Source organism: Chamaesiphon minutus PCC 6605 (genome assembly GCF_000317145.1).
GTDB lineage: Bacteria > Cyanobacteriota > Cyanobacteriia > Cyanobacteriales > Chamaesiphonaceae > Chamaesiphon > Chamaesiphon minutus.
In genome coordinates, this window is record NC_019697.1 from 4,904,227 (window position 1) to 4,929,425 (window position 25,199).

Below are 25,199 nucleotides of genomic sequence, written 5' to 3' on the forward strand. Positions count from 1 at the left end.
CATGAGTTCTAAAAAAATTACCGATGCAGATAAGTTGGAGATTGTAGATCTCTATCGTCAGTCTGGAGAAACGACCGCATCTCTAGCCAGTCGTTATGGAGTCAGCAACTCAACTATCAGTCGCCTGCTCAAAAATAGCATTCCTGAAGCTGAATATGAGGTCTTGATCCAGCAAAAGCGGGGATCTAAAGCCAATAGCGATGAGGAGAGCGCGAGTTCTGACATGCCGACAACCGCTGTGCCACAGCTACCACTAACACTAGCAATCGAGAGCCAACCAGAGCCAGAAGAGGTATTTGCGCCTGAAATCGATCGAACTGAGCCTGTTATAGATACCATCAAGACTGACGATCGCGACTTGGCAGAACCGCCAGCTATTTCCAGCGAATCAGAGCGCGAGCCGATCTCAACACCTGCGAGTATGAGCGCAGAAGAGCGTGCGGCGAATCAACGTCGCGTGCGGCGGCGTCCTTCGGCACCAGTGACGATTGCTAGTGAGGAACCGATTGCTACCGCGAGTCAGTCGGCAACGATTGCCAATATCGACGTCCCTCCCAATATTGCGGATTTGGTAGCGGCTGAAGTAGCTACCAGTGACGATCGCGATCCAATCGCACCCGTTCCAACAAAAACGATCGTCCCCCCACCTACTTCCCGCACGCCAGTATTGCGTGACATTCTTGCCGACTCAAAAGATCGATACTCTCCGCCACCAGCAACCATAGCGGTTGCGGAAACTGCTAGCGATGATAATGAAGAAGATGGCGAGGAAGAAGATGTTAATGCTTTAGCCGCCATGTTTGGTGAAGAAATTGCCGATGGCGAGGATGACGATGATGATGATGATGACGATAGCGAAGAGTCTACTTCAAGTACTTATCAACAACTCGATCGCAATCGATTTTTAACCGAAGATCGCTTACACGTCCAAGTGACGCCGCTATCCCAAGCGACGCTACCGCGTATTTGCTATATCGTCATCGATAAGTTTGCCGAACCAATCGTCCGTCCCCTCAAGGATTTCGCCGATCTGGGTCAAATTTCTGGCGACGAAACTCAACAACGCACTTTACCCGTTTTTGACAATCATCGCGTTGCTAAAAGATTCTCCAATCAACGCACTCAGCGAGTAATTAAGGTACCAGATAGTCGAGTTTTTCAGAAAACGACTTCACACCTACGCGCTAAAGGCATCGTTTGTTTGTTGGTGGATGGGAATATTTATTCACTAAATTAGGTGTTAGGTTTTAGGCTTTGGAACTGCGTTGTTAAATTTCTCGCCCCAAGTTGCATACTTTCTATGTTCTGCACCCTATACCCTATCCTCTTTTACCTAACGTCAACACCTAAGACCGATCGTCTTCTCCCTAACACCTAAAGCCTAAAGCCTAACACCTAATTCAAAGGTGGAATCTTCGTCAAGCCAACGACAAGATTGGGATTGTCTTGCTTGAGTTGGGCTTCAAATCCGTAACAACCATCGCTACTAGTTCTAGCCAGTGCAGTTTTGGCTTGACAGCGTTCCGAGAGGATTTGGGCAATCGTGGAGAGCAGCAATCGATTGCGTTTTTGGTAGGCTACTTCAAAGAGCTTAATCGACTCGCGCAGATCGGTATCATTTTTCTGTTCGCGTCCGCGAATGGCGAGCAGTTGTGCCTTGTAGTAGGTCATTTCGGGATTTTGGGGAGCGAGTCTGAGTGCGGCATTAATGGCGACACTGGCTTTATCGTACTGTTTTAAGTCCCGATGGCCGATGTACATACCACGTAAGGCGAGATACCTAGGCTCGGCATTTTGCAATTGTTCGATCGCCTGGTTGGTATCGGAGAATGGGACGTTGACAGCTAGTAACAGATCCATATAACCCTTAATCAGGTTGAGTTCGGAATTATTTGGTTCGAGCTTTTTGGCTTTATCGATAAATTCAAATACCTTCTGAAGCTTGCTTAAGGCACCCAATGCACCGCCATTATCTTTTTTCATTTCGTAGGCAGCCAGAATTGCCAAACCCACACCCTGATACAAGTTGCCGCGCATTGCATTAGTTTTGGTCAATTTTTCGGCAGCTTTGACAGTTTTCTCGCCATAGTCCTTGACACGTTCGTAATCTCCCGCGCTAAATGGATAAAGCGTACTCATCGCATAAGTCAGTGGCTCGTTAGGTTCAGTTTTCAGCGCGGCATCGAGATATTCCTTGGCTTTAATATAATCGCCGTCCCTAAACATAGCTTCTTTGGCTCTCTCGACATTAGAACCCTGTTTTGTCCTAGTCCTAGGGGCGGGAAAGACCATATTACTATTTGGCTTTGCTGGTTTGGTGGCAGCTATGGCTGGGGCGATATTTAAATTTAAGTGGTTAATGGATGAGAGGATTGCCGATTGCGCGAGTACCGCACCTGTGACGAGCGCAAGCGTAGCCTGTAGCGAAAACTTGAATTTCATGAATAGTAACTATTTGATAAGACGGGGTGTGGGAAAAGTCTGTAGCTCTGCACTGGTGAATTTTGAACCCAGCCACCTCTACCAGCGATCGAAAAATTGCAATATACTATAGTGCCTGGACGCGATCGTCGGTCGGAAGTTCCTATGTATTAATATAGACTTCAAAGTAGCGGGTAGGCTTTAGGTTTTAGGTTTTAGGTACATTTCAAATTCACTCATCTACTCATCCACCCATCCACCCATCCACACTCGTGCTAAAACTCAAACACCTCTCCTACCATCCACCTGCAACCGAGCGACCGATCCTCCAAGATCTTAACTTAGAACTTCAACCCCAGCAATTGGGATTGATTGTCGGTGCGAGCGGTTCGGGAAAAAGTACTTTGCTGGAAATTTTAGCAGGATTGGCGAGTGGCACGAGTGGGGGGGTTTATTGGCGCGATCGGGTTTTAGATGCCGAACTGCGCCAACAATTAGGCGGACTGGTATTTCAGTTTCCCGAACGCCATTTTTGTACTAACTCTATTGTCGAAGAATTGCGGTTGGGACATCCCGAACTGGGAGCCGAACGCGTCGAACAGGCGTTGCAATCGGTGGGTTTAGCCGAGCTGCCTTTGCAGCTCTCTCCTCATGCCCTCAGTGGCGGTCAACAGCGACGATTGGCTCTGGCAGTGCAACTAATCCGGCAGCCCCATTTACTGCTGTTAGACGAGCCTACAGCGGGCTTAGATTGGTCGATGCGCCAGCAGTTAGTCAGTCTGCTCGCCAAGCTCAAACAAGAATGGACGCTACTGATCGTGACTCATGATGCGGGCGATTTATTGGCAATTGCCGATAAATGTTGGCAGATAGAGCGCGGGAAATTAACTGAAGCCAATATCCGTGATGGTAAATTGACTGGAGTTAGTTAGAATTGTCGATCGCGATGCAATCGGATCGAGCGATCGTTAATCTGTCGGTGTAATTTCAGCGATCTCTCGCAAATACTTTTCGAGTTTAGATATGAATACTTCCTCTAGTTCTACCACCGAACTACCGCAGCTAGCAAAAATCTGGCAGGAAACCATCGATTGGTGTCCTACTGAATCGCAGCAGTTACAATTACAATCGCTCTATACTGCCGTAGTTGCTGCTAACCAACAGTTAAATCTGACGAGAATTACCGAACCAACAGAATTCTGGGAAAAACATTTATGGGATTCGATCGCAGGTGTCGGCGAACTAATTAAAAGTCCCTCAGCACTGAAAGTTATCGATATCGGTACTGGTGCAGGTTTTCCTGGCTTACCACTAGCGATCGCGAGAACGGAATGGGATTTAACATTAGTTGATTCTACTGCCAAAAAGGTCGGATTTATCAGCTCTACTGCTCCCAAAATTGGCTTGACAAATGTGCATCCGGTTGTGAGCCGGATCGAAGACGTGGGACAAAACAAGCAACATCGCCATCAATACGATTTAGCTCTAATTCGGGCGGTAGCGGCAGTAAATGTTTGTGCGGAGTATGCTCTACCTTTAGTCAAAATTGGCGGTACTGCCATCCTTTATCGGGGCAATTGGACGCAGGAAGAAGCCGATGGTCTAGAATTAGCTGTGGTTAAATTAGGCGGCGAGGTTAGCAAGATCGATCGATTTAATACGCCTCTGAGTAACAGCATCCGGCACTGCATTTATATACATAAAATTGCCGATACGCATCCATACTATCCTCGCAATGTCGGCATTCCTACCCAAAAACCACTAGGGTTATTATAGTGTAGAATCAAGGTTCTAATTCTCACTCGATCGATCGAGATTATCTTCGAGATCGATCGTCAGAATTCTATCATTTATTTGACCCATGTCTAGCGCGTTAGCAGATACTAAAAGTGGTGGAGTATCGACGATTGCAAACAAGAATTTTCAGCGTTAAAGCATTCTCGATCGCGGTAGCTGTTAGCGGTTCACCGCGATCGTTTTTAAGTTGTAATTTCTGGATCGTCCTCTGTAATGACAGTGGTGAGTAAATCACTTCCATAGCGATCTCAGACACAATATCGCTCGGTTACCGATCGCTCACTGCTACAGCGTGCAGCGAGGTATGGTAAAAGCAATAGAGTTAGTGCGCGCATGATACTTTTCCCTTCTTAATGCCGATCGTATTCACTGCGGTATACAATGTACTATTACACCAAATAAATTGGTATAATTGCGGGCAATGGTTTTGGTATTGTAAAATTAGAATCTAGATCGATTTATCAACATTTATAACCAGTGTCTCTAGTTTCTGTCGATCGTCTAATAGTTGCCGCTCAAACTGGTAATTTAGTCAGTTTCCCTACCGATACCGTTCCGGCATTAGCCGTATTACCAGCACATGCCGAACTAATTTTTCAAGCTAAACAAAGAAGTCAAGATAAACCATTAATTTTGATGGCAGGTGAAATCACCGACTTGTGGAAATTCACCAACGGTACCCAGCCAGCACTAGAGATTTGGCAAGCAGTCGCCGATCGATATTTGCCTGGTGCCTTAACCTTGGTATTACCCGCATCCAATCTGATTCCGGCAGCCATGAACCCGCTCGGCAATCGGACGATTGGTGTGCGCGTGCCCGATTGCGAGATCGCACGCTCGATCCTGCGCCAAACTGGAGCTTTGGCAACCACTAGTGCTAATTTATCGGGACAGCCAGCCTTACTCACAATGGCGGCAATTAGCGAGAATTTCCCTCAAGTAGCCGCGCTACTGGCTCCAGAGCTACCGAGCCTCGGACAACCTTCAACTGTCATCCAATGGCAGGATTCTGGCTGGAAATTACTCCGACAAGGCGCAGTAAATTTTGTCAATCTAGACTAATCGCCGATCGATATAGGGCTAATTTCCGACAAATTGCTGATTGTGGTATTTTGTGATACCGAGCTAGGATTAACTGCATTAGACTTACATCCGTAGTCAATTGCTCGATGCCCGTAAATTCTCAGTTTCTTAGACGCGCGAAAATTAGCTACAATAGGATGCTGTGTCGTCACTCAACGAACGGTATTCAAGTAGGAGGTTTTCTATGTCTCGCGTATGTCAACTGACAGGTAAAAGAGCCAACAATGGGATGGCAGTCTCTCACGCCCACAATCGCAACAAGAAACTGCAACAAGTTAATTTGCAGTGGAAACGCGTTTGGTGGCCTGAAGGTAACCGCTTCGTGCGGTTGAAACTGTCTACAAAAGCAATCAAAACTTTAGAACTCAAAGGTTTGGCAGCAATGGCGAAGGATGCAGGTCTTAACCTGAACAAATTCTAGCTCTAGATCCCCCGCTGGGGGTATCTGGTTGTCAATTTCATGCCTACGATCCAGCCCCAGCGATTTCAATTTTTTGCCGATTTCTCATTTAAGTGGCGACTTGCCATGTGGCGGATCGGCAACGGTAATACTCCTCAGACTGCTGAAGGCGGCTTTACGCTCTCGGAAGTCATCGTGGCAATTTTGCTTACAACCACTTTTGTGGCGGTGGCATTGCAAGGCATGGTCGTTGCCATGTTGCTCAAATCCAGATCCTTGCAGTTAGCCGAAGCTAATCGCTGGATTCAGGCAGATTTGGAGCAAATGCGATCGCAACTCACGCTAACTCAGATTCCTCTGTCTTTACATCAATCTCGATGTCATCCAGCCACAATCGATAGTGGATTTGCCGATTTAGTCAGAGATAATTTAGCTGGGGACAATATTACTGGTGCAGCAGATTATCAGCTCCCACCTCTACTTGCTAACAGTCAAACGGGCAAAACGTTTCAAATCGCTCGTAAATTAAGAATTCCATCGAGTCCAGAAAATAGCAAAGCCAAGCTGCTGGGCATTCAATATACGGTTACTCCGACGAGTGGAGCCAGCCTAGAGCGTTCGATTTTGCACTTTTATACTGAGGTCATTCCTGATGCGGCATTCCAATGTCAGTAAGGATCTCGGTTTTACATTAACCGAATCATTAATTGTCTTAGCGATCGCGGGAATCTTAATTGCCATGGCGACTCCCAGCACAATTGCTGCAATCGATCGAGCCAGGTTAGCTCAAGCCACAGATTTAGTTACAGCTAGTCTCCAACAAGCCCAACGCGAAGCCATCCGTCGCAATCGCAGTTGCACTCTGACTCTAGATAAAGCCAATCGTAAAATTGTCGGTCAAGAAGGCTGTATCTTAACTGGCGATCGCATTCTACCAGAACCGATCGAGCTGGACTATACAGGGGTATCCGACAGTATCAAGTATGGCATTCGCGGCAATACAACTACTAATAAAACAATAATTTTAGAAGTCAGAAACTCTCCTTATATTCGCTGTCTAACTGTCTCTGCTCCACTCGGCATCATCCGTGTGGGCACTTACGATCGCGCTGCTAGTGCCTGTCGTAAATTTACGGGTTGATAGTTAGAAGTTGGGAGTTGATAGTGGAATCACTAATGTAAAAGACAAGCTATCATATTTGCTCGAATAAATAGTAATAGGGCGTAACTTAGCTCGAGATAATGGTGATGATAAAATATTATTTAAGAACATATTTAAGATGTTATTTAGCTTTGATCGAACCTTGTACTGACAGAATTAGTAAAGCTACACATCGATTAGATCGTCAATCTCTGAGTCAATCTGGATTTTCGGTGCCGCTAGCATTGGGGCTAGGATTAGTAATGATTATAGTTGCGGCTAGTATTATCGGGCGTTCTCAAAGCGATCGAGATATTACTAGTTCTCAACGTGAAATAAACAGAGCATTAAGTGTTTCTGAAGCAGGTGCGCTCAGATTTCAATCATTTCTCGATCGACATAAGTTGCTTGCTACTAAAAATTTAGCTCAATGGGTAAATACGTTAGATACATTACCAACGTCACAAGCTGGTTGTCACTCGATCGATCTGCCTATTGCTAGATACCAAGCAGTATTATTCAAAGATAGTACTTGGATCGAGCTAGATCCTAGCGATCGGAATAAAGGTAGATATCAAATTGTCGATTATCGCTATCAAAATGGTGTAGGTAAGTTAACAATTGCAGGTAGGATAGATGCTTATAATACCACTGAAAATACTGCTAATAGTACCCTCAAGATCGATATCCCGATCGGTAGTGAATCGGCAAAAATTGCGCCGCCAGCACTCTGGGCAAATACGTTCAATCTAAATGCAAACCAAAAAGTTACCGGACAAATTCGCGGCGTAAGTTGCCCGCTATTACCGATGATGGATTCGGATGGTATTGCAGGTATAGATATGAGTAATATCGCACTCATTAGCGGCATTCCCAGCGGTCAAATTATTGCCGATCCATTCGTCAGTATTCCCGCCCCCAAGATTGCACCTACTATCGCAACTTCAATCCCTGCAATTACGACTTCGATCGAGTTACCGCGCCCTACTTCTGCCGATACACCAGATGCCAAAGGTGAATATCATTACTTAGTAGATACAGATGTTCCTGGTGGAAACTCAATTAAATTACAAGATAGCGATCTCATCAAAATTACTATTCCCGCAACTCAAAAAATTAACCTTTATCTCAAAGGTAATATCGATTTAGCAGGTAGTCAAACTATCGGTGTGAATTCCGCAAACCCTAACTTACGTATCTATGGTAGCAATCAAACCGTCAAATTAACTATCAAAGATAATGCCTCAATTACGGCATTTATTCATGCACCTCTAGCCGATGCGAAAAGTATCAGTTCTACTACTCCTAATCCCAGTCAAAATATTACTGGTGCTGTCTGGGTAAATAGTTGGGATTCATCTGCTAGTTCGAGTCCGATTCCGATCGTTCAAATGGGTAATTGGTCGGACTTTGGCATTGCTAAAATCGAGCAACCATCGCAACTCAGCCCGATTAGTTACTGGCAAAGAATAGAAAACTAGTCGATCGCTATCATTAGGTAAATAATATTTAATAACATTCAGAAAACCAGATGCTCGATCGACAAAAAAAAGCTCGCCATCTTCTCCTTCAACAATTAAATTCAGGTGGATTTACTTTGATTGAATTAATAGTTGCACTAGCAATAACAACTATAGTCATTAGCTTGACAGGGACTGGATTGTATGCATTGATGAAGGCTAATCAGCGCAGCCAAATCGAAACAACAGATCGTCTAGAACTCGAACAAGCTTTAGCTTTCATAACTGACGAAATTAAAATGTCTCGACAAGTGCAGGCAAATATTTCGTGGCCGACTACACCAACTACAGCGATCGGCAATTTCAATCCCGCATCGGGGAGTAGTCAAATTCAACCGATTTTGGTACTTATTCCAGCCTCAAGTAGCCGTCTCAAAGATCCGATCGTTTATTATCTAGCAGATCCACCCAATAGTAGCGTTTGGAGCGGACAGAGAGTAATTTATCGTTGGGGGCCAACACTATTACAAAATGGTAATTATAGCGATGGCGATGGTCATGATATTGCGCTAATTTCGCCAACCGCGACGATCGAATATTATAATGAGGTTTTAGTCGATCGCATCAGCGATGTCGCTCCAGCTCAAGCTAGTATCGCTTGCGAAAGTAGTTATAGTTATTCAGTTCCTAGTATCAGCACTCGATTGGGATTTTATGCTTGTATTGCCCCTGATGAAAAGTCAGTTAAACTTTGGATGTATAAGCAGAAAACTTCATCTGCAAAAAGTGTCTCGATCGATGCTTTAGTGGTAACTCGTAGTAATTAATTATCTCCTGGCTAGCTGTGGATGACACTCATTATTAACGCCGCACAAATTCAAAGCATCTACCACCACGCTGAAAATATTTATCCAGAAGAATGTTGTGGAATTTTATTAGGTAAGATTGATAAGTTAACTAAAACTGTTATAGAAGTTATCCCGACGGCTAATGCTTGGGAACAGTCAGAGTCAGTCGTTGGCGTAGCCTCTCCGTTGGAGAATCTCGATCGAACTAAAACCAGTCGCTATACCATCCCACCCCAAGCTATTTTTCAAGCTCAAAAACGCGCGCGCGACCTCCAACTAAATATTATTGGTTTCTTTCATTCTCACCCAGATTGTCCGGCAATACCTTCGATTTGCGATCGCGATCGCGCCTGGGATGTTTATTCTTATCCGATTGTCTCAGTGATGCAAGGTAAGGTCAATAATTCTCAAAGTTGGGTATTAGATCGTAATGGTATATTTCAGGAAGAAGAAATTTATCAGGTAGAAACATGAATCAAAATTCCTCAGTAAGAACTACGTTCCAAACCCTACCCTTTACCCTCTACATTTTCATCGAGATCGGCTCCTTCCAAGTAGTCTAACTCGCGCCAATCACGATCGAGCCGAGCCGGAGATTGGGGCAAAGAGGCTGTCTCGGCAGTAGAAAGTCGCTCTCTACGATGGGAATCGCCTCGATCTCGCCAGGTTTGCCATGCAGCTTTGACACCCACCCAGACACTGCGGGTGTTAGTTTGGACATTCCCTGCCTGTTTTTTGACCTGGGTGAGGCTTAAATCGACTTGTTGCACCACCGCAGTGGCACTTTGAACCCCCTGGGACATTTCATCACTGAGATCGCTCAATTCTAAACTTGCCAGTCTGATTGCTTCGAGCGTCGGTGGTAACTCGCGATCGAGTCGATCGAATAGCTTTTCGGCACTCCTAGCCGCACGAGACAAATCTTGAATTGCTGGAAATGCAGCAACTACTAATGCTGTCAAACTCACAGCAACAAGTAGAATCGAGCATCCCAAAAACAGCAGCGGATCGATAAAGGTCAAAATTAGAGGGTAGTTGATAGTTGATAGTTGATAGTTAAAAGTCGATCTAGCAATCTAATTGGAGCTGCTGGTGACACGAACAAATTGATATGCGATCGGCTGATACCTGATGCTAATCATCGTCTTGATTAGTGGTGGCACTCCGAGCGGGAGTGGCAGCTTCGCGGATCGATTGACTGGCAACGATGCCAGCAGAAATTGCCGCTGCCAATCGATCGAGTGTTTGATGCCACCGATCGGTAGCCGCCGCAGACAACTTATCGGCTTGCAATTGCACGCTACTAGAAATATCTTCAGCCATTTGGGGGACTGCTGTCACCGTTTTAGTCAGAATTTTACGTGTATCTCGTCCTTGACGGGGAGCTACCAATAATCCGGTGACAGCACCAATGGCTGCACCTACAAAAACTCCACCGATGAATGAACCGCGATTTTTATCTGCCATAGATCGATATTACTCAACCGGATATGTATAGTTTAGATAGATCTGTATCGATTCCTTTGTCCTCGCCACAATAGCAAAAAAATTGTGCTAGTAACTAGGAATATATAGATTGGATAAATGACAATTTGCCACATCCAACGATCGATCGCCAGAAGATTTAGCGCGTTAGCAACTGAAAATAAGAGCCACGCCAATAGATTTTCGTCATCTGGACGACGGAAAGATTTACGAATAGTCGGTAAAGCACCTAAAAAATCGATACCAATATTTATCCCTAGGGCAATTGATGGCGATCGATATAGTCCCCATAATATCAAACCGATCCCCACTCCAACCAAACAAATCCGATCTAATTTCGTCCAACCACCTTCACCAAACTTTATTGCCAATAAACTAGTGACCACTGGGCCGATAATATAAGTAATCGGCACCCAGATCGTCGCTTCGGCACCCGCAGCTCGATAGGAGAGGGCAATGACAACCCCCACCAGCGACCAAATCCACCATGTCGCTCGATTCGGACGAGTGTGCCCCCGCCAGATTGCCCACCAATAGGGGATAAATCCACCCAATGATAAAATACCAGCGATCGCCCCGATCCAGCTATAGAAAGTCAGTTTACTTGCTCCATTTTAAGAAACGATCGAGGATCGAAGTGTGAATTTTTATGGCTATTCGTCTGGATTGGAAATGGGTTTGTCAGGAGCATCGACGATCGCGCGCAGCCGCAGCCAGACTGTCATGACTAGTAGTAAAGCAATCCCGATCGCCGTCACCACGATCGCCGTCTGTCTGATTCCCTGCATCCGCATCGCAATCATGCCCCCAGCCAGAGTTACCCCCCACAAAATTACCGCCGAATGTCGTTGCGAAAATCCTTGAGCTAACAATCGATGGTGCAGATGATCCTTTCCTGGCGTACTCATCGGATTAGTTCCCGATAGCAGTCGCTTGACGATCACTTGACTGGTATCTACAACTGGGACGATAAAAAACACGATCGTCCCCAATAGCGAAGTCAGCGTAGTCATCTTGACATTGCCCAGAATGCTAGTAGCGGCTAAGACATAACCGAGGAAGTAGGCTCCAGCATCGCCCATAAAAATCCGCGACGGATGATAGTTATGCCGTAAGAAGCCTAAAGCCGCACCGCCTGCACCCGCACAAATTAGTGTCGCAGCGGCTCTGGCTTCAAATTGAGCCGATGCTGCCAATAGACTCATTGCCGTAATAAAACTTACGCCACCTGCCAAACCATCGATCCCATCCATCAAGTTCACTGCATTGGTGATCCCGACAATCCATAGAACTGTGAAGGCAACAGATATAATCCCATCGATCGGTGCCCCAAAATAGACAAGATGGATTTGAATGCCGCAAACTACTAATAACAGTGCTGTCAACACTTGGACGAGCAGACGAAATAGTGCAGGCAATCCCCCAAATTGATCGTCGATAAATCCGACTAAAACTAACACCGAACCACCGAGTAAGATTGCTAAAACCGATACTTGCACCTTTGCCAGCACGATCGGCGCGAGACAGCCAGCCAAGATAATTGCCGCCATTACACCCGTGTAAATGGCCAATCCTCCCGCGTTAGGGCGCGGCTCCTGATGTAGCCTGCGAGCGTTGGGTTCGTCTGCCCAGCCAACTTTGAGCGCGAAAGTCCGCACCTTCGGAATAAATAAATAGGTGACTATCCATGCAAACATAAAAGTCAGCACTACGGAGAGCCACCCGCGTCCGTGGGGGTCGGCAACACCAATCGAATTCATGAAATTCTCAAAAGTCATGCAGATTTCTGTTTAAAGTTTAAAAAGGATGGGGGGAGCGGAGCAATTAAACTCTGACTAATTAGATCGATCGTGACTGTGATAGTGATGTAACTTAGCCACTTGCGCTCGATCGTCGATATTGTCTACATCTTTTGGGGCACAAGTCAAACATACTCCAAAAAATTCGAGTGTGTGGTAATAAATTTTAAATTGATGGAGCGACTCTAGTCTCTGCTCTAATTGTTCGACCGGACATTCATCGATCGCGATCGATTGTCCGCACTGCAAGCAAGTCAAATGATGCCGATCTGCTTGCACACAACTATACAATGATTCGCCAGTCGGTAATGTTCGACATTGAATTACCCCTTCCAATTTTAGACTCTCAAGGGCACGGTAGATAGTAGCTAGCCCTACTGCCCGATCGCGAGTTCGCAGTTCTACATAAATATCTTGCGCGGAAATTGCCCGCTCGCATTGCTTGAGCAGTTGTAAAATTCGTTCTTGGCTGCGGGTTCGATCGGATTTCATGGTGGGGAGCAGGGGCGGGGAGTTGGGCTATGGAGTTGGGATCTGGGAGTATTGTAAAGTATTGTAGTGTTGTATGTTGGGCAGTGCCCGCCATAAGGATCTCAGGTGATTCTACAAATCTACCGATCGGGCTTGTCTTAAAAATATATCTGCTACTTTGTTGAGATCTCTAGTGTCCGACTAGCGATTCAGGTCTCTTAACTTCAAAATTTCGATCGCGATCGAAATGACAGCCAAGGTTGGTACTAGTTTACAATTGGGGATGGTAAATTTAAGTTGTCACGTTGGCGTTGGCAGAGCCTGCCGTAGGCACAGCCTACCGGAGGTAATCGCTATATACCTAATTATCGCAAAGTTGAGAGATCCCGTTGAACCAAAAATATCACGCGCGCATTTACGTAACTCTTCGTCCCTCCGTCCTCGATCCCGCTGGTACGGCAGTCCAATCCGGCCTAGCTCATATGGGTTACACTGATGTCGAAAGTGTCCGCATCGGTAAATATATCGAAGTCAATCTCAATGCCGCCGACGAAACCCAAGCCCGCAGCCAACTAGATCTGATGTGCGACCAACTGTTAGCTAATCCAGTAATTGAGAATTATCGGGTTGAGTTAGAGAATAGGGGATAGGCTTTAGGGGATTTTAGATTTTGGATTTCCACACTCTCCCCCTCTGCCCTCTGCCCCTCTTCCCCTCTTGCCCTCTCCCCCTCTGCCCCTCTCCCCTCCCCACTCATCGTGAAATTCGGAATAATCGTCTTCCCTGGCTCCAACTGCGATCGCGATGTGGTGTATGTCACCCGCGATTTGCTCGGACAACCCACTCGCACCATCTGGCATGAAGAAACCGACTTACACGATGTCGATGTCGTCGTGATTCCTGGTGGCTTTAGTTATGGCGACTACCTCCGCTGCGGGGCAATCGCCAAATTTTCGCCGATCATGAAGCAAGTTGTCGCTCATGCCGAGCAGGGTAAATATGTTTTAGGTATATGCAATGGTTTTCAGGTGCTTACCGAGGCGGGATTGCTGCCTGGTGCCCTCGTCCGCAATCGCGATCTCCACTTTATTTGCGACAGGGTTCCCCTCCAAGTCGAAAGTACCGACTCGATCTGGACTCAAGGTTATAGTACCACCACCCCGATCGAACTCCCGATCGCTCATGGCGAAGGCTGCTATCATGCTGATGCCGATACACTCGATCGATTAGAATCTAACGGACAAGTCTTATTTCGCTACGCTGGCACCAACCCCAACGGCTCGTTAAATAATATCGCTGGCATCTGCAACGAAACTCGCAATGTCGTGGGGATGATGCCCCACCCCGAACGCGCCGCCGATCCCCTCCTGGGCAAAGCCGATGGCATCAATTTATTCAAAAATTTGATTTAATCGATCGCGATTAGTGGAGATTTCACTTTAGGTTTAATCTAGATCTGGAAACAATCTGAAGTGAAATAATTTAGTCTATATTTAAATTCATTAAGCATCTGGGCTGTAGTTCAAACAATGCTGGTATCGATAAAAACTTATCTGTCCAGGCAATTACAGAGTCTATTCTATTAGAGTAGAAGTCATTATAATTTACCATTGAAATATCTTTAAATTTGGCAGACAAGTTAAGGTTGTTTTTTCCTTCAGCCTGAATCGTAAAATTATCTAATATCTTAAGTTCTATATCGCTTGTCATTATTTGACTGTGCGGGTATTTAAATTTCCAATATATAGGTTGCTGGAACACCAGGCAGCAAAATATTTCTTGGCCTTCAGCTTTTGCGCTTCTTCTGATAAAAAGATAGAAAATTGTGCGAACATACCAGGATCTCCATCATAGAATAAGACTCTGGCGGAGAATCCTTGCCACTGCTGGAAAAGAGAGCGTGCTTTTTGCAATTGAAGCTCGATCGGTTCTGTTGATTCCATCGCGTAAAATTGAAATTACTAGAATATTAACGCTAGTTCAAATCAGTTAATTTCGATCGCGTGTTATTCTTCACTCTGAAATAAACTTTCCAAATCCTGACGAGCATTAACTACGCGCACAATTTCTAGTCCATCGTCTATTAAACGATAGAGAATGATATGGCTCTGAAGTGGAATGCCACGCAGATCGAATCGAATATGTGAATAGCTTCTGCCCATTGCGGGAAAAGTGGCTAGATTCCGACATTTTTTAGTAAATTCTTGCAGGAACTGTTCGCCAGCATTTATATTACGCTCTAAAAAATAGTCGGAAATATCATCGAGATCGCGCAGGGCACTGGGTGCAATAGAACAGCGCATCATCAAGTTGTTTCCTTTGCCGATCGGAATTTTTGTTGTAGTCTATCGATCGCTAGATCTAGCTCCACTCCTTCACCTCGATCGAGTTCGGCAATAGCAACATCTACTTTTTGACGAGTATCTTCAATCCAATTTTCATAATCTCGATACTTTTCTTCTAGTAACTTAAAAGCCTGAAATGCAGCTTCATCAGCAGATTTAAACCTACCTCGATCGATTTGCGATTGGATAAACTGCTCTTGTTCTGGATTGAGGGCAATATTCATACAAACTATCTCCTGTATTAAATAGAGCTTTTCGCTCACCCCTATTTTAATCTCGATCTAACTCTAGTTACTACTATGCGTCGCTGCACTTGGCAGTCAAAGGATGTTGGTAGTCGATCGCGATGCCTGAAAACCGATATACTAGCCTCTAGCCATTCCTCACGACCCACTAATATATGACTCGTTTAGCACTCCTGAGTGTATCTGACAAAACCGGACTGATTGAATTTGCCCGTCAATTGGTCGAAAAATTTGACTTTGAGATTGTCAGTAGTGGGGGCACCGCCCAAGCATTGAAAGCTGAAGGGATTCCCGTCATGAAGGTGGCAGAATATACAGGTGCGCCAGAAATATTGGGCGGACGGGTGAAGACATTGCACCCGAAAATACATGGGGGGATTCTGGCGAGGCGCGATCTGCCCGAACATTTAGCAGATCTAGAGCAGCATCAAATTCGCCCGATTGATTTAGTCGTAGTCAACCTCTATCCCTTCGCCGCGACGATTAGCAAGCCTGGAGTCAGTTTAGCAGATGCGATCGAGCAAATCGATATCGGTGGCCCTGCCATGCTTCGCGCTTCAGCCAAGAATTTCGCACATTTGGCGGTATTATCCAATCCCGATCGCTACAACGATTATCTCGCCGAACTGACCAAAAATAATGGGCAAGCCTCGATCGAATTTCGACAAGCTAGAGCATTAGAAACTTTCCAACATACCGCCGCTTACGATACCGCGATCGCGGGCTATTTGGCAGAGCAAGCAGGCAAAAGTACGAATTATCAAATTTCTGCCCAGCCGTTGCAATCGCTCCGCTACGGCGAAAATCCCCACCAACCAGCAGCATGGTATCAGACGGGAGCAGTCCCGACGGGTTGGACGACTGCCAAAATTTTGCAGGGTAAAGAACTCAGTTATAACAATCTCGTCGATTTAGAAGCAGCACGGCGGATTATTGCCGAATTTGGCGATACTCCTGCCGCAACGATTATCAAACATAACAATCCTTGTGGGACGGCTTTGGGCGATACTTTACTCGCAGCATACGATCGAGCATATAGTGCCGATTCTACTTCTGCCTTCGGTGGTATTGTCGCTGTCAATCGTGCGCTAGATGCCGATACCGCTCGATCGATGAGTCAAACTTTTCTCGAATGTATCGTCGCGCCCGAATGTACCCCTGAAGCGGCTGAAGTATTTGCCGCCAAAAAGAACCTGCGGGTATTAACGCTAGCAGATCTGGCAAGTGGGACGAAAGATAATGTCAAAGTTATCGCAGGTGGGCTGTTAGTGCAAACCGCCGACGAAGCGATCGAAACTACCGATAACTGGCAAGTAGTCACCACCAAACAACCGACAGCAGCAGAATTACAGGAATTGTTATTCGCCTGGAAAGTCTGCAAACATGTCAAATCTAACGCGATCGTCGTCACTAACGATCGCGCTACCATTGGCGTAGGTGCCGGACAGATGAACCGCGTCGGCTCGGCCAAAATCGCCCTCGAACAAGCTGGCACCAATGCTCAAGGTGCAATCCTCGCCAGCGACGGCTTCTTCCCCTTCGATGATTCTGTCAAAACCGCCGCCGCCGCCGGAATTACCGCGATCGTCCAACCAGGTGGTAGTATGCGCGATAACGACTCGATCGCTGCTGCCAATGAATTGGGTATAGTAATGGTGTTTACAGGCGTCCGTCACTTCTTGCATTAGGCTTTAGGCTTTAGGCTTTAGGGAAAGGGGTAAAGGGTAAAGGGTAAAGGGTAAAGGGTAAAGGGTAAAGGAAGTAAACTAGTTCCATTCTCCCAGTCCTCCAATCACTCCCAACTCCCAATTCCCAATTCCCCGATCCCAACTCCCAACTCCCAACTCCCAACTCCCAACTAACTCGTGCAACTCCAAAACGTCATCATCGCCCACAAAGCCGGAGATCGCGGCAGCAAAAACCTTGCGGAAAAAGCTGCCAAACAACTCGAACAAAAAGGTTGCCATGTGATGATGGGGCCGAGTGGAGCTAAAGATAATCCCTATCCAGTATTTCTCGGTTCTACCAGCAAACAGATCGATCTGGCGATCGTGCTTGGTGGCGATGGTACCGCACTGACTGCCGCCAGACATCTATCTCCAGACGGTATCCCGATCTTGGCAATCAATGCTGGCGGACATTTAGGTTTTTTGACCGAACCATTAGAACTATTTAACATCGATACACCGATCGATGGCCAGAATATCTGGGAAAGACTCGAAGGCGATCGATATGGGATCGAGCGACGGATGATGCTCCAAGCACATATATATAATGGCGACGAACGCAACACCGAACCTGAGAGTGAAAAATTCCTCGCTCTCAATGATATGTGTATTAAGCCAGCCGCCGCAGATCGAATGCTGACTTCAATTTTGGAAATGGAAATCGATGGCGAAATCGTCGATCAATATCAAGGCGATGGCCTGCTAGTTTCCACACCCACAGGCTCTACTTGCTATAATGTTTCGGCAAATGGCCCGATCGTCCACTCTGGCATGGCAGCGATTAGCATTGCGCCAATCTGTCCTTTGAGTCTCTCCAGTCGTCCGATTATCATCCCTCCCGGCTCGACTGTAAGTATTTGGCCTCTAGGCGATTACGAACTCAATACCAAACTGTGGAATGACGGGGTACTAGCTACCTCAATTTGGCCGGGACAGCGGGTAGATGTTCAGATGGCCGACTGTAAAGCCAAGTTTGTCATCCTTCGCGATAACTACTCTTATTATCAAACCCTTCGAGAGAAACTGTTATGGGCTGGTTCGCGCATCCGCTACGATCGTCACCATACTCGGAATTAGGCAATAGGAGCGTGGGCAGGGGCAGGGAGCGGGGAGAGACAAGATAGGGGGGAACGGGAGGGAAGAAAAGGACGCAAGCGTCCAAGCTATTCTCTTTTCTTTCAAACCTCTCAAACCTCAAACACCACCTCTACTCCCCGCCTCCGCTCCCCCTAAAATATCGAAAATACCCTAAATCATCCTAATTTCAGCAAATTAACGCACGATTGTCTCGTCAAATTGGGTGGGCAAAGTGAAACTAAACAGTTAGACTGTGGATTGAGAGCGAGAAATAAATCCTCGTGATTATAATGACTTGAAGACTATTGTTAACTATTTGTTACAAAGTCGAGAATCTAGCCATCAAAATAACAATCGAGAGATCGTTGGTAATAATCTTATTACCGTTTGCAGAATGTTCGTCATGCATAATGGACAGACACAAGATCCAGATGAGTCTCAAAGATTGAGGTCGATCCAACTGCGCTCTTACCATCTTTCGATCGCAATAGTACCTAAAGTCGATCGGCAGCGATCCCCGTCAGGCAAACGAGACTTTCCTTATGGCGAAAGCGTTTGAGCACTATAACAGCTAAATTGCTATATTTATGAGAGTGAACTCTGAATAAATTGATATTTTTATTAACAATCGAAACTGGCAAAAATTTTAATAAGAGCTACAATCAAAAGGGCTTTCCTCAATCGAGGACGCTCTATGAGCGAAGACGATTAAATCACCAGCCGTTCGAGATCGACATTGCCGCTTGAGTAAATCTTAGCAATCTGTCTGAATTGTTAAAGATATGCAAGCAACACAACTATTTCGTCATGAAATATAGCACCTACATTAGTTCATTGTTATAGATAGGAGTAAGAGGACCCACAAATGACCCAGACTAAAGACATGCTCGCAACCTTAACGACTAAAGACTCCGACAGCGAGTTAGAATTACTGCTCGACGAAGATGTTGATGCTGACGACTTTACTGCCGATCCTGAAGGAGAATCTGATGTCGAAGACGAGGATGGTAAGCTGGGGAAGGTGAAAGCCTCCCGCCGTCGCGTTCAAACTAAGAAAAAACAATTTACAGAAGACTCGATTCGACTTTATCTACAAGAAATCGGTCGAATTCGTCTCCTCCGCGCCGATGAAGAAATCGAACTCGCTCGGAAAATTGCTGACTTGCTCGAATTGGAGCGGATGCGTGAAAAGCTCCTCAATGACTTGGATCGCGAACCACACGATCGCGAGTGGGCAGCAGTCGCTTCAATGCCACTAAATCAGTTTCGCCATCGGTTATTTTTAGGCAGACGCGCTAAAGATAAAATGGTACAATCGAACCTCCGACTGGTTGTTTCGATCGCCAAAAAATACATGAATCGCGGCCTTTCTTTCCAAGATTTAATTCAAGAAGGTAGCTTGGGTTTGATCCGCGCCGCTGAGAAATTCGACCACGAAAAAGGTTATAAGTTCTCGACATATGCAACTTGGTGGATTCGCCAAGCAATTACTCGCGCGATCGCCGATCAATCGCGGACGATTCGTCTACCAGTTCACTTATACGAAACTATTTCGCGGATTAAAAAGACTACTAAACTACTTTCTCAAGAAATGGGACGCAAACCCACAGAGGAAGAAATTGCTACCCGCATGGAAATGACGATCGAAAAACTGCGGTTTATTGCCAAATCCGCACAGTTACCGATCTCGCTCGAAACACCAATTGGGAAAGAAGAAGACTCCAGACTCGGCGACTTTATCGAAGCCGACGGTGAGATGCCAGAAGATCAAGTATCCAAGAGCTTGCTACGCGAAGATTTAGAAGGTGTGCTAGATACCTTAAGTCCTCGCGAACGCGATGTGCTCAGACTGCGTTATGGCTTAGATGACGGACGGATGAAAACATTAGAAGAAATCGGTCAGATCTTTAATGTTACTCGCGAACGCATTCGTCAAATCGAAGCTAAAGCTCTCCGCAAACTGCGCCACCCCAATCGCAATAGCATTCTTAAAGAATATATTCGGTAATTAGTTAATAGTTGATAGTTGATAGTTGATATCTGTAGGGTGGGCAGTGCCCACCAGCCAGGGTTTTAATTATTAAATTAAAAAGCCACCATCTTTAAAGATGGTGGCTTTTGGCTTGAGATTAAAGGTTTTGCTTAATGTCGATCGACTATTAATTCTCCTGTCGGGGCGACTTGTCGCCTATAACGCTGATAGGATAAGTCTCATAGCTCTCAAGCCTTGTTGATAATTAGGTAGTTTATGTGGGGACAAAGACATTAATTCAACAACAACCTGCCAATTACTAGATGTTGAATCGACCCATGATTCACCCCAGAGTCCAATATAGAAAGTGCTATGTCTAGCATATTTTCGGTGATGTTCTGTTTTTCTGCCGAGATATTCTTGAACTTGCTTTGATTTGATATCTATCCCTTGGATGATACTCTTCAAGTATGCTAGTGATAGCAAAATCAATAATTTGCTCAATCGTTCGCCCGTTAAATTAGTCTTTTCTAAGTTATATCCTCCGCCCTTAAAGTCTCGAAACATCTCCTCAATTCCAAATCTTTTAGCATAGGTATCAACTGCTGCTTGTAGATCTGCCAAGCTGGTCAGAATATACCAAGGCTCTTTTGTGGTAATATTTCGATATTTACCTAGCCATTTACCTGCTAGGTTAAATCCTTCAACTGGTGCAGTTTTTCTAATTGTTACTTCTTGATTAAAAAAGCTATTTCCTGGCTCTAATCCTAGCCTTTTCAGTTCAGTCCACAATTCCTCTTCAGTCTTGATACAAACATTCTTTTTCAGTCGTAAACAGAAATCTATTTTCTGCTCTCTAAGCCAGTTCGCAAGAGTAACACTACAAAATTCACGATCTCCCAGTACCAACAAGCTATAATCTGATAGGGCAGCGAATACTGGGGTTAATACTAATTGTTGGTTTTCCAATGTACTGTTCCCTTGTTTATCAAGCATTTGCCAATAAATAGGAATTGCTCTCTTTCGCCAAATCATACTGACCATCAAAATATTGTTTGATTGCCATTTGGTTCGATCTATTGCTAAATATATAATATTATTCTGTTTGACATTGCCTTTAATCCAAGCAATCACTAGTGATAACCAAACATTATCTAAATCCCATTCATCATTTGATAAAAATCTCTGGACTTTTTTTCTTCTGCTTTCAAATTTAATTGGCATCGCTAGTTTTGTTGCGATGCTTTCTAGCGTGACTTCTTTAATAGATTGCACTACTTGAATCAATAAAATTGTCAATAAGTAGTTACCGCGTGTGAATTTTTCTGACAAATGGGCATGATACAATTCTGGTAACATTTAATTGTTTTTTGGGTAAGAAGCTCTCTTACCCTATCTTTTTTGATACTATTTGTCTAGAGTTGTCTCTCTGCCGAGTTTTCAGGCGACCTGTCGCCCCGTCAGTTAATTCTCTGAATTTTGGCACGAACCGATAGTGATGTTCATTTTTCTGGGAAATTTGAGATCGATCGGCTTTGGCGATCGATTGAGTTATCTGGCAAACAAATAAGGTATAAATACAAGGGTAGATAGCCAGCCTCAAGATCGCTCGGTAGCAAACTGAATGTGGATAGATCGACAAATCCGAAAACTATTACGCCCCAAATCTTTGGTAGAGCCTCTGGGTAAGCGCATCGCCATTGTCGAAGCTTGCTCGATCGGGATTGTTTCGGCTCTAGCAGCAGTGGGACTAAAACAATCGGTGGCGTGGTTGGACACATGGCGAGTAGATTTAGCAGGCACATATTCGCCGTGGCTGGTATTGCCCCTAATTGGTATTATGGGCGGATATCTCAGCGGTTTATTAGTCGAACGCTTGGCTCCAGAGGCTTCCGGTAGTGGGATTCCACAAGTCAAGGCGGCTTTGGGATACGTCCCAATCGCGTTAGATTTACGGGTAGCAGTAGTCAAGTGGCTGAGTACGGCACTCTCGTTGGGTTCTGGATTGGCTTTGGGGCGACAAGGGCCGACAGTCCAAATTGGGGCAGCCTTAGCCGCGCAATTGAGCCATTGGGCGGATACATCGCCAACTTATCAACGCCAATTAATTGCGGCTGGAGCGGCAGCAGGGTTGGCAGCGAGTTTTAATGCCCCGATCGCGGGCGTCTTATTTGCGATCGAAGAATTGATGCAGGATGTTTCCGATCTGACATTGGGCACGGCGATTATAGCCGCAGTAGTAGGCGGTGTCATTGCTCGCGCGCTGGGTGGAGGCGGGATGTTGCCAGATCTGAGTCAGATCCCAATTCAGTTCGATCTTGGGGAGATTCCTTTATTAATCGGGGTAGGGATGCTGGCGGGACTAGTGGGGGTTTTATTCAACCGCAGTCTCCTAGCTAGTGTCAAGTTTTATCGGCGGCAGTTTCGCGATCGATCGCTAGCAGTGAAAGTGGCTGTGGCTGGAGGAATAACCAGCATTATGACCATCCTCTTACCTCATGCTTTACAGACTGGCAAAGATTTACAAGATTTTGCGATCGTCGGTCGCATCGATTGGCAGATGGCAGCGTGGATTTTGGGCGGTCAATTCGTACTCAGTTGTGTGGGTTTCGGCTCCACTGCGCCTGGAGGTTTATTTGCACCCAGCCTAATTTTAGGTGCTGCTTTGGGCAATTTAGTGGCGACTGGAGCGCAAAGTTGCTATCACTACGGGATTTTACCCGCCGATTTAGTTTTGAGTTCGCCGACAGTTTATGCTCTTACGGGGATGAGTGCGCTGTTTAGTGCCGTCACCCACCGTCCGATGGTGGCAATCGCGATCGTCTGGGAAATGACCGCCGAGTTCGACTTAGTATTACCGCTGATGCTCGGCGCGGTTGTGGCCTATCTGGTGGCTGAAAAACTCTTTCCTGGCTCTATTTACCAACACGTACTCAGTGGCAAGGGCATTAATCTCAATCTCCCAGACTTAGCACAGCAAAGCTGGGTCGGTTTGACCGCCGCCGATTTAATGCAACGCCGCGTCGAAACGCTCTCCAGTCAAATGACGATCGCTCAAGCCGTGTGCGCTTTTGCCAATTCTCCCCATCGGGGATTTCCGATCGTCGATGAAGGCCAGTTAGTCGGCATTCTCACCCAACGCGATTTGTCGGTGCTCGAAGATCGACAGTGGGATCGGGAGGCGGCGATTGGCACACTAATGACACGACGCTTAATAACCGTCAGTCCGAGAGATCCGCTCACATCCGTATTACATTTGCTCGATCGCCATCAGGTCGGGAGATTGCCCGTCGTCGATGGTCGCAAACTAGTCGGCATCATCACTCGCGCCGATATTATTCGCGTCGAAGCCGAGCGGGTCAGTAGTACCGTCAGCCCGCTCAAAACCCGTTCTGAGCCGTCTTATCTGGTCTATCGAACTCAAGGCCCCGCAACGGGTCGCGGGCGGCTGCTGGTGCCTCTAAGCAACCCGCAGACGGCAGATATACTGCTGCGATTGGCAGCCGCAATCGCTCTAAAAGCGAACTACGAACTAGAATGTTTGCACGCGATCGTCATTCCCCGCTCTAGTCTGCCTGCGGAAACACTCGTAGATCTAACCGCTAGTCGGCAATTGTGCGATCGAGCTGTCGCTTTGGGCAAAACTTTAGGAATCTCTGTACATACTCAAATCCGCGTTACTCACAATGTCGCCGCCACTATTTTAGAGACGATCGGCGATCGACATATCGATCTACTCTGTATGGGTTGGCAGGGCAAAACAGCTACTCCAGGCATGATTTTTGGGAGTACGGTCGATACGGCGATCCGTCAGGCTCCGTGCCATGTAATGCTCGTCAAGCTGGGAGCGCGATTGCACCCCCATGGATCTAGTGGTGAATCGACCGCACTGGATGCGATGATGCGGCTGACTCGCCTCCACCGCTGGCTGATCCCGATCTCGGGGGGGCCGAATACTGAGTATGCTTTACAGTTATTACCCGCTCTACTCGCGCTCGATCTCAAACCAGATATCCATTTGTGCCAGGTGTTCCCACCGACAGACGAGCCGCCCGATTTGACGAATTTAAATACTGCGGCAGATACGATCTACAAGTCCATAAATGCCGTTGCCAAGATCGTGACTCTCCATGCTGATGACATTTCCCGCACGGCAATCGATTATGCCATCGATCGACACTGCGATGCAATTATTCTCGGCGCAAGTCGAGAAGGCTTACTCAAGCAAAGCATTCAAGGAAATATTCCTGAAGCGATCGCTTGCGGTTCCGATTGTACCGTCATTGTTGTCAGAGCCGCGATTGCCGTTCGAGTTTAAGACAGATCCAGCTTCAATAGAGGCAATTCAGGAATTGCGCCTACTGAAGCTGCGCCCCAGATTAAAAAGGGAGTCTCAACCAGCGCGCACTCCAATTTTGCCAACGAGCGATTGGGCTGACTGAAGGTAATACACCACCAGCCGCTTCCCATTTTTCGACTAATTCTAAACCTAGTGGCGTCAGCCGAAAACTATCCGTCAACCCTTGTCCGTCCACTTCCCGCCGCAACATCCCCACCTGAATCAGCCAATCAGTCGCCGTCTCGACAGCCAACTCCGAGAGCGGATAGCGCGTATAGCCAGATTTGACGCCCAAATCGCCAGCCAACTTAGGTACCGAGACACTCTCCCAGCGCATTTTCGCGAACAGAGCTAATTGAAACGGCGCACAGCGCAACGCCAAGTCAGCTCGATCGATCGTTTCGGCTGGATAGGAGATAACTTTGCCAGATTTAGGAATAGCAACCACGATCGCAATAATAAATAAGATAACTACACTTATTGTAACGTTTCGCTCGATCGCGCCAAGATAAATGGCTGATGATCTCGACCGACTAAATATGGAAAATTAAAAAAGCGGTGGAAACTCACTCTTCAGCAACGATCTACA

General features: G+C 46.2%; 28 protein-coding genes. 16 read left to right on the forward strand and 12 right to left on the reverse strand.

What is annotated here, in order from left to right; genetic code table 11:
- Position 1: 1 nt before the first annotated feature.
- Positions 2-1,237: a helix-turn-helix domain-containing protein gene (locus CHA6605_RS22295; RefSeq protein WP_015161640.1), complete on the forward strand. Its 1,236-nt coding sequence runs from the start codon at positions 2-4 to the stop codon at positions 1,235-1,237.
- A gap of 158 nt (positions 1,238-1,395) precedes the next feature.
- Here CHA6605_RS22295 and CHA6605_RS22300 read toward each other — a convergent pair whose 3' ends face one another.
- Positions 1,396-2,442: a Sll0314/Alr1548 family TPR repeat-containing protein gene (locus tag CHA6605_RS22300; RefSeq protein ID WP_015161641.1), complete on the reverse strand. Its 1,047-nt coding sequence runs from the start codon at positions 2,440-2,442 to the stop codon at positions 1,396-1,398.
- Between the two features lie 251 nt (positions 2,443-2,693).
- Here CHA6605_RS22300 and CHA6605_RS22305 point away from each other — a divergent pair, with 251 nt between their 5' ends.
- Together CHA6605_RS22305 and rsmG are read left to right on the forward strand one after the other, a co-directional pair.
- Positions 2,694-3,353, forward strand: a complete 660-nt coding sequence (locus CHA6605_RS22305) for an ABC transporter ATP-binding protein (protein WP_015161642.1) — start codon at positions 2,694-2,696, stop codon at positions 3,351-3,353.
- Between the two features lie 91 nt (positions 3,354-3,444).
- Positions 3,445-4,197 carry a 16S rRNA (guanine(527)-N(7))-methyltransferase RsmG gene (gene rsmG, locus CHA6605_RS22310; RefSeq protein WP_015161643.1) on the forward strand — a complete coding sequence of 251 codons (753 nt, stop codon included), beginning with the start codon at positions 3,445-3,447 and terminating at the stop codon, positions 4,195-4,197.
- 15 nt (positions 4,198-4,212) lie between these two features.
- Here rsmG and CHA6605_RS36320 read toward each other — a convergent pair whose 3' ends face one another.
- Complete coding sequence (locus tag CHA6605_RS36320) at positions 4,213-4,338, reverse strand: hypothetical protein (RefSeq protein ID WP_269744522.1); 126 nt, start codon at positions 4,336-4,338, stop codon at positions 4,213-4,215.
- Positions 4,339-4,695: 357 nt separating this feature from the next.
- Here CHA6605_RS36320 and CHA6605_RS22315 point away from each other — a divergent pair, with 357 nt between their 5' ends.
- From CHA6605_RS22315 to CHA6605_RS22345, 7 genes are all read left to right on the forward strand, one after another.
- On the forward strand, positions 4,696-5,280 hold the full coding sequence (locus CHA6605_RS22315) for an L-threonylcarbamoyladenylate synthase (protein WP_015161644.1): 585 nt from the start codon (positions 4,696-4,698) through the stop codon (positions 5,278-5,280).
- 205 nt (positions 5,281-5,485) lie between these two features.
- Complete coding sequence (gene rpmB, locus CHA6605_RS22320) at positions 5,486-5,722, forward strand: 50S ribosomal protein L28 (RefSeq protein WP_015161645.1); 237 nt, start codon at positions 5,486-5,488, stop codon at positions 5,720-5,722.
- 39 nt (positions 5,723-5,761) lie between these two features.
- Entirely contained in the window at positions 5,762-6,376 is a 615-nt protein-coding gene (locus CHA6605_RS22325; protein WP_041548390.1) for a PulJ/GspJ family protein, read from the forward strand.
- On the forward strand, positions 6,354-6,842 hold the full coding sequence (locus CHA6605_RS31970) for a GspH/FimT family pseudopilin (protein WP_015161647.1): 489 nt from the start codon (positions 6,354-6,356) through the stop codon (positions 6,840-6,842). Before CHA6605_RS22325 ends, CHA6605_RS31970 begins: the two co-directional genes overlap by 23 nt.
- 107 nt (positions 6,843-6,949) lie before the next feature.
- The gene (locus tag CHA6605_RS22335; protein ID WP_015161648.1) at positions 6,950-8,323 is read left to right on the forward strand and encodes a DUF7305 domain-containing protein; all 1,374 of its coding nucleotides are present in this window, start codon (positions 6,950-6,952) and stop codon (positions 8,321-8,323) included.
- Positions 8,324-8,373: 50 nt separating this feature from the next.
- Entirely contained in the window at positions 8,374-9,129 is a 756-nt protein-coding gene (locus tag CHA6605_RS22340) for a PulJ/GspJ family protein (RefSeq protein ID WP_015161649.1), read from the forward strand.
- 21 nt (positions 9,130-9,150) lie between these two features.
- A complete protein-coding gene (locus tag CHA6605_RS22345; protein WP_015161650.1) occupies positions 9,151-9,624 on the forward strand; it encodes a M67 family metallopeptidase in 474 nt (157 codons plus the stop codon).
- 35 nt (positions 9,625-9,659) lie between these two features.
- Here the strand turns inward: CHA6605_RS22345 and CHA6605_RS22350 are convergent, their stop codons facing one another.
- The 5 genes from CHA6605_RS22350 to CHA6605_RS22370 form a co-directional block, all read right to left on the reverse strand.
- Positions 9,660-10,172 (reverse strand): hypothetical protein, encoded by a 513-nt coding sequence (locus tag CHA6605_RS22350; protein WP_015161651.1) that lies wholly within the window; start codon positions 10,170-10,172, stop codon positions 9,660-9,662.
- A gap of 112 nt (positions 10,173-10,284) precedes the next feature.
- Positions 10,285-10,617 (reverse strand): YtxH domain-containing protein, encoded by a 333-nt coding sequence (locus CHA6605_RS22355; protein WP_015161652.1) that lies wholly within the window; start codon positions 10,615-10,617, stop codon positions 10,285-10,287.
- A 32-nt stretch (positions 10,618-10,649) separates the two neighbouring features.
- Positions 10,650-11,189 carry a hypothetical protein gene (locus CHA6605_RS22360; RefSeq protein WP_041548392.1) on the reverse strand — a complete coding sequence of 180 codons (540 nt, stop codon included), beginning with the start codon at positions 11,187-11,189 and terminating at the stop codon, positions 10,650-10,652.
- A gap of 99 nt (positions 11,190-11,288) precedes the next feature.
- Entirely contained in the window at positions 11,289-12,413 is a 1,125-nt protein-coding gene (locus CHA6605_RS22365; protein ID WP_041548393.1) for a glycosyltransferase family 4 protein, read from the reverse strand.
- Positions 12,414-12,470: 57 nt separating this feature from the next.
- The gene (locus tag CHA6605_RS22370) at positions 12,471-12,926 is read right to left on the reverse strand and encodes a Fur family transcriptional regulator (protein WP_015161655.1); all 456 of its coding nucleotides are present in this window, start codon (positions 12,924-12,926) and stop codon (positions 12,471-12,473) included.
- Positions 12,927-13,294: 368 nt separating this feature from the next.
- Between CHA6605_RS22370 and purS the strand changes: the two genes are divergently transcribed.
- Together purS and purQ are read left to right on the forward strand one after the other, a co-directional pair.
- Entirely contained in the window at positions 13,295-13,555 is a 261-nt protein-coding gene (gene purS, locus CHA6605_RS22375; protein ID WP_015161656.1) for a phosphoribosylformylglycinamidine synthase subunit PurS, read from the forward strand.
- Between the two features lie 108 nt (positions 13,556-13,663).
- A complete protein-coding gene (gene purQ, locus CHA6605_RS22380) occupies positions 13,664-14,317 on the forward strand; it encodes a phosphoribosylformylglycinamidine synthase subunit PurQ (RefSeq protein WP_015161657.1) in 654 nt (217 codons plus the stop codon).
- A 297-nt stretch (positions 14,318-14,614) separates the two neighbouring features.
- Here purQ and CHA6605_RS22390 read toward each other — a convergent pair whose 3' ends face one another.
- From CHA6605_RS22390 to CHA6605_RS22400, 3 genes are all read right to left on the reverse strand, one after another.
- Positions 14,615-14,848 carry a hypothetical protein gene (locus CHA6605_RS22390; protein ID WP_015161659.1) on the reverse strand — a complete coding sequence of 78 codons (234 nt, stop codon included), beginning with the start codon at positions 14,846-14,848 and terminating at the stop codon, positions 14,615-14,617.
- Between the two features lie 63 nt (positions 14,849-14,911).
- The gene (locus CHA6605_RS22395; protein ID WP_015161660.1) at positions 14,912-15,211 is read right to left on the reverse strand and encodes a type II toxin-antitoxin system RelE/ParE family toxin; all 300 of its coding nucleotides are present in this window, start codon (positions 15,209-15,211) and stop codon (positions 14,912-14,914) included.
- Positions 15,211-15,474: a ribbon-helix-helix domain-containing protein gene (locus tag CHA6605_RS22400; protein WP_015161661.1), complete on the reverse strand. Its 264-nt coding sequence runs from the start codon at positions 15,472-15,474 to the stop codon at positions 15,211-15,213. Before CHA6605_RS22400 ends, CHA6605_RS22395 begins: the two co-directional genes overlap by 1 nt.
- Positions 15,475-15,650: 176 nt before the next feature.
- On the opposite strand from CHA6605_RS22400, the gene purH reads away from it, so the two are divergent.
- The 3 genes from purH to rpoD all read left to right on the forward strand — a co-directional run bounded on the left by purH (position 15,651) and on the right by rpoD (position 20,307).
- Positions 15,651-17,183, forward strand: a complete 1,533-nt coding sequence (gene purH / locus CHA6605_RS22405; RefSeq protein ID WP_015161662.1) for a bifunctional phosphoribosylaminoimidazolecarboxamide formyltransferase/IMP cyclohydrolase — start codon at positions 15,651-15,653, stop codon at positions 17,181-17,183.
- A gap of 177 nt (positions 17,184-17,360) precedes the next feature.
- On the forward strand, positions 17,361-18,299 hold the full coding sequence (locus CHA6605_RS22410; protein ID WP_015161663.1) for an NAD(+) kinase: 939 nt from the start codon (positions 17,361-17,363) through the stop codon (positions 18,297-18,299).
- 865 nt (positions 18,300-19,164) lie between these two features.
- Positions 19,165-20,307 (forward strand): RNA polymerase sigma factor RpoD, encoded by a 1,143-nt coding sequence (rpoD, locus tag CHA6605_RS22415; RefSeq protein WP_015161664.1) that lies wholly within the window; start codon positions 19,165-19,167, stop codon positions 20,305-20,307.
- A gap of 180 nt (positions 20,308-20,487) precedes the next feature.
- Here the strand turns inward: rpoD and CHA6605_RS22420 are convergent, their stop codons facing one another.
- Entirely contained in the window at positions 20,488-21,630 is a 1,143-nt protein-coding gene (locus CHA6605_RS22420) for an IS4 family transposase (RefSeq protein WP_015157518.1), read from the reverse strand.
- A gap of 265 nt (positions 21,631-21,895) precedes the next feature.
- On the opposite strand from CHA6605_RS22420, the gene CHA6605_RS22425 reads away from it, so the two are divergent.
- Positions 21,896-24,589: a chloride channel protein gene (locus CHA6605_RS22425; RefSeq protein ID WP_015161665.1), complete on the forward strand. Its 2,694-nt coding sequence runs from the start codon at positions 21,896-21,898 to the stop codon at positions 24,587-24,589.
- Positions 24,590-24,650: 61 nt separating this feature from the next.
- Here the strand turns inward: CHA6605_RS22425 and CHA6605_RS22430 are convergent, their stop codons facing one another.
- On the reverse strand, positions 24,651-25,058 hold the full coding sequence (locus CHA6605_RS22430; RefSeq protein ID WP_015161666.1) for an Npun_F0494 family protein: 408 nt from the start codon (positions 25,056-25,058) through the stop codon (positions 24,651-24,653).
- Positions 25,059-25,199 lie beyond the last annotated feature (141 nt).

Bases quoted from the DNA above. Each gene is read 5' to 3' on its own strand.
- CHA6605_RS22400 (WP_015161661.1), bottom strand. From the start codon at position 15,474: ATGAATATTGCCCTCAATCCAGAACAAGAGCAGTTTATCCAATCGCAA.
- CHA6605_RS31970 (WP_015161647.1), top strand. From the start codon at position 6,354: ATGCGGCATTCCAATGTCAGTAAGGATCTCGGTTTTACATTAACCGAA.
- CHA6605_RS22335 (WP_015161648.1), top strand. From the start codon at position 6,950: ATGATAAAATATTATTTAAGAACATATTTAAGATGTTATTTAGCTTTG.
- CHA6605_RS22425 (WP_015161665.1), top strand. From the start codon at position 21,896: ATGTGGATAGATCGACAAATCCGAAAACTATTACGCCCCAAATCTTTG.
- CHA6605_RS22300 (WP_015161641.1), bottom strand. From the start codon at position 2,442: ATGAAATTCAAGTTTTCGCTACAGGCTACGCTTGCGCTCGTCACAGGT.
- CHA6605_RS22345 (WP_015161650.1), top strand. From the start codon at position 9,151: ATGACACTCATTATTAACGCCGCACAAATTCAAAGCATCTACCACCAC.
- rpoD (WP_015161664.1), top strand. From the start codon at position 19,165: ATGACCCAGACTAAAGACATGCTCGCAACCTTAACGACTAAAGACTCC.
- CHA6605_RS22355 (WP_015161652.1), bottom strand. From the start codon at position 10,617: ATGGCAGATAAAAATCGCGGTTCATTCATCGGTGGAGTTTTTGTAGGT.
- rpmB (WP_015161645.1), top strand. From the start codon at position 5,486: ATGTCTCGCGTATGTCAACTGACAGGTAAAAGAGCCAACAATGGGATG.
- CHA6605_RS22340 (WP_015161649.1), top strand. From the start codon at position 8,374: ATGCTCGATCGACAAAAAAAAGCTCGCCATCTTCTCCTTCAACAATTA.
- CHA6605_RS22325 (WP_041548390.1), top strand. From the start codon at position 5,762: ATGCCTACGATCCAGCCCCAGCGATTTCAATTTTTTGCCGATTTCTCA.
- CHA6605_RS22370 (WP_015161655.1), bottom strand. From the start codon at position 12,926: ATGAAATCCGATCGAACCCGCAGCCAAGAACGAATTTTACAACTGCTC.
- CHA6605_RS22390 (WP_015161659.1), bottom strand. From the start codon at position 14,848: ATGGAATCAACAGAACCGATCGAGCTTCAATTGCAAAAAGCACGCTCT.
- CHA6605_RS22365 (WP_041548393.1), bottom strand. From the start codon at position 12,413: ATGACTTTTGAGAATTTCATGAATTCGATTGGTGTTGCCGACCCCCAC.
- rsmG (WP_015161643.1), top strand. From the start codon at position 3,445: ATGAATACTTCCTCTAGTTCTACCACCGAACTACCGCAGCTAGCAAAA.
- CHA6605_RS22395 (WP_015161660.1), bottom strand. From the start codon at position 15,211: ATGATGCGCTGTTCTATTGCACCCAGTGCCCTGCGCGATCTCGATGAT.
- CHA6605_RS22420 (WP_015157518.1), bottom strand. From the start codon at position 21,630: ATGTTACCAGAATTGTATCATGCCCATTTGTCAGAAAAATTCACACGC.
- CHA6605_RS22295 (WP_015161640.1), top strand. From the start codon at position 2: ATGAGTTCTAAAAAAATTACCGATGCAGATAAGTTGGAGATTGTAGAT.
- purH (WP_015161662.1), top strand. From the start codon at position 15,651: ATGACTCGTTTAGCACTCCTGAGTGTATCTGACAAAACCGGACTGATT.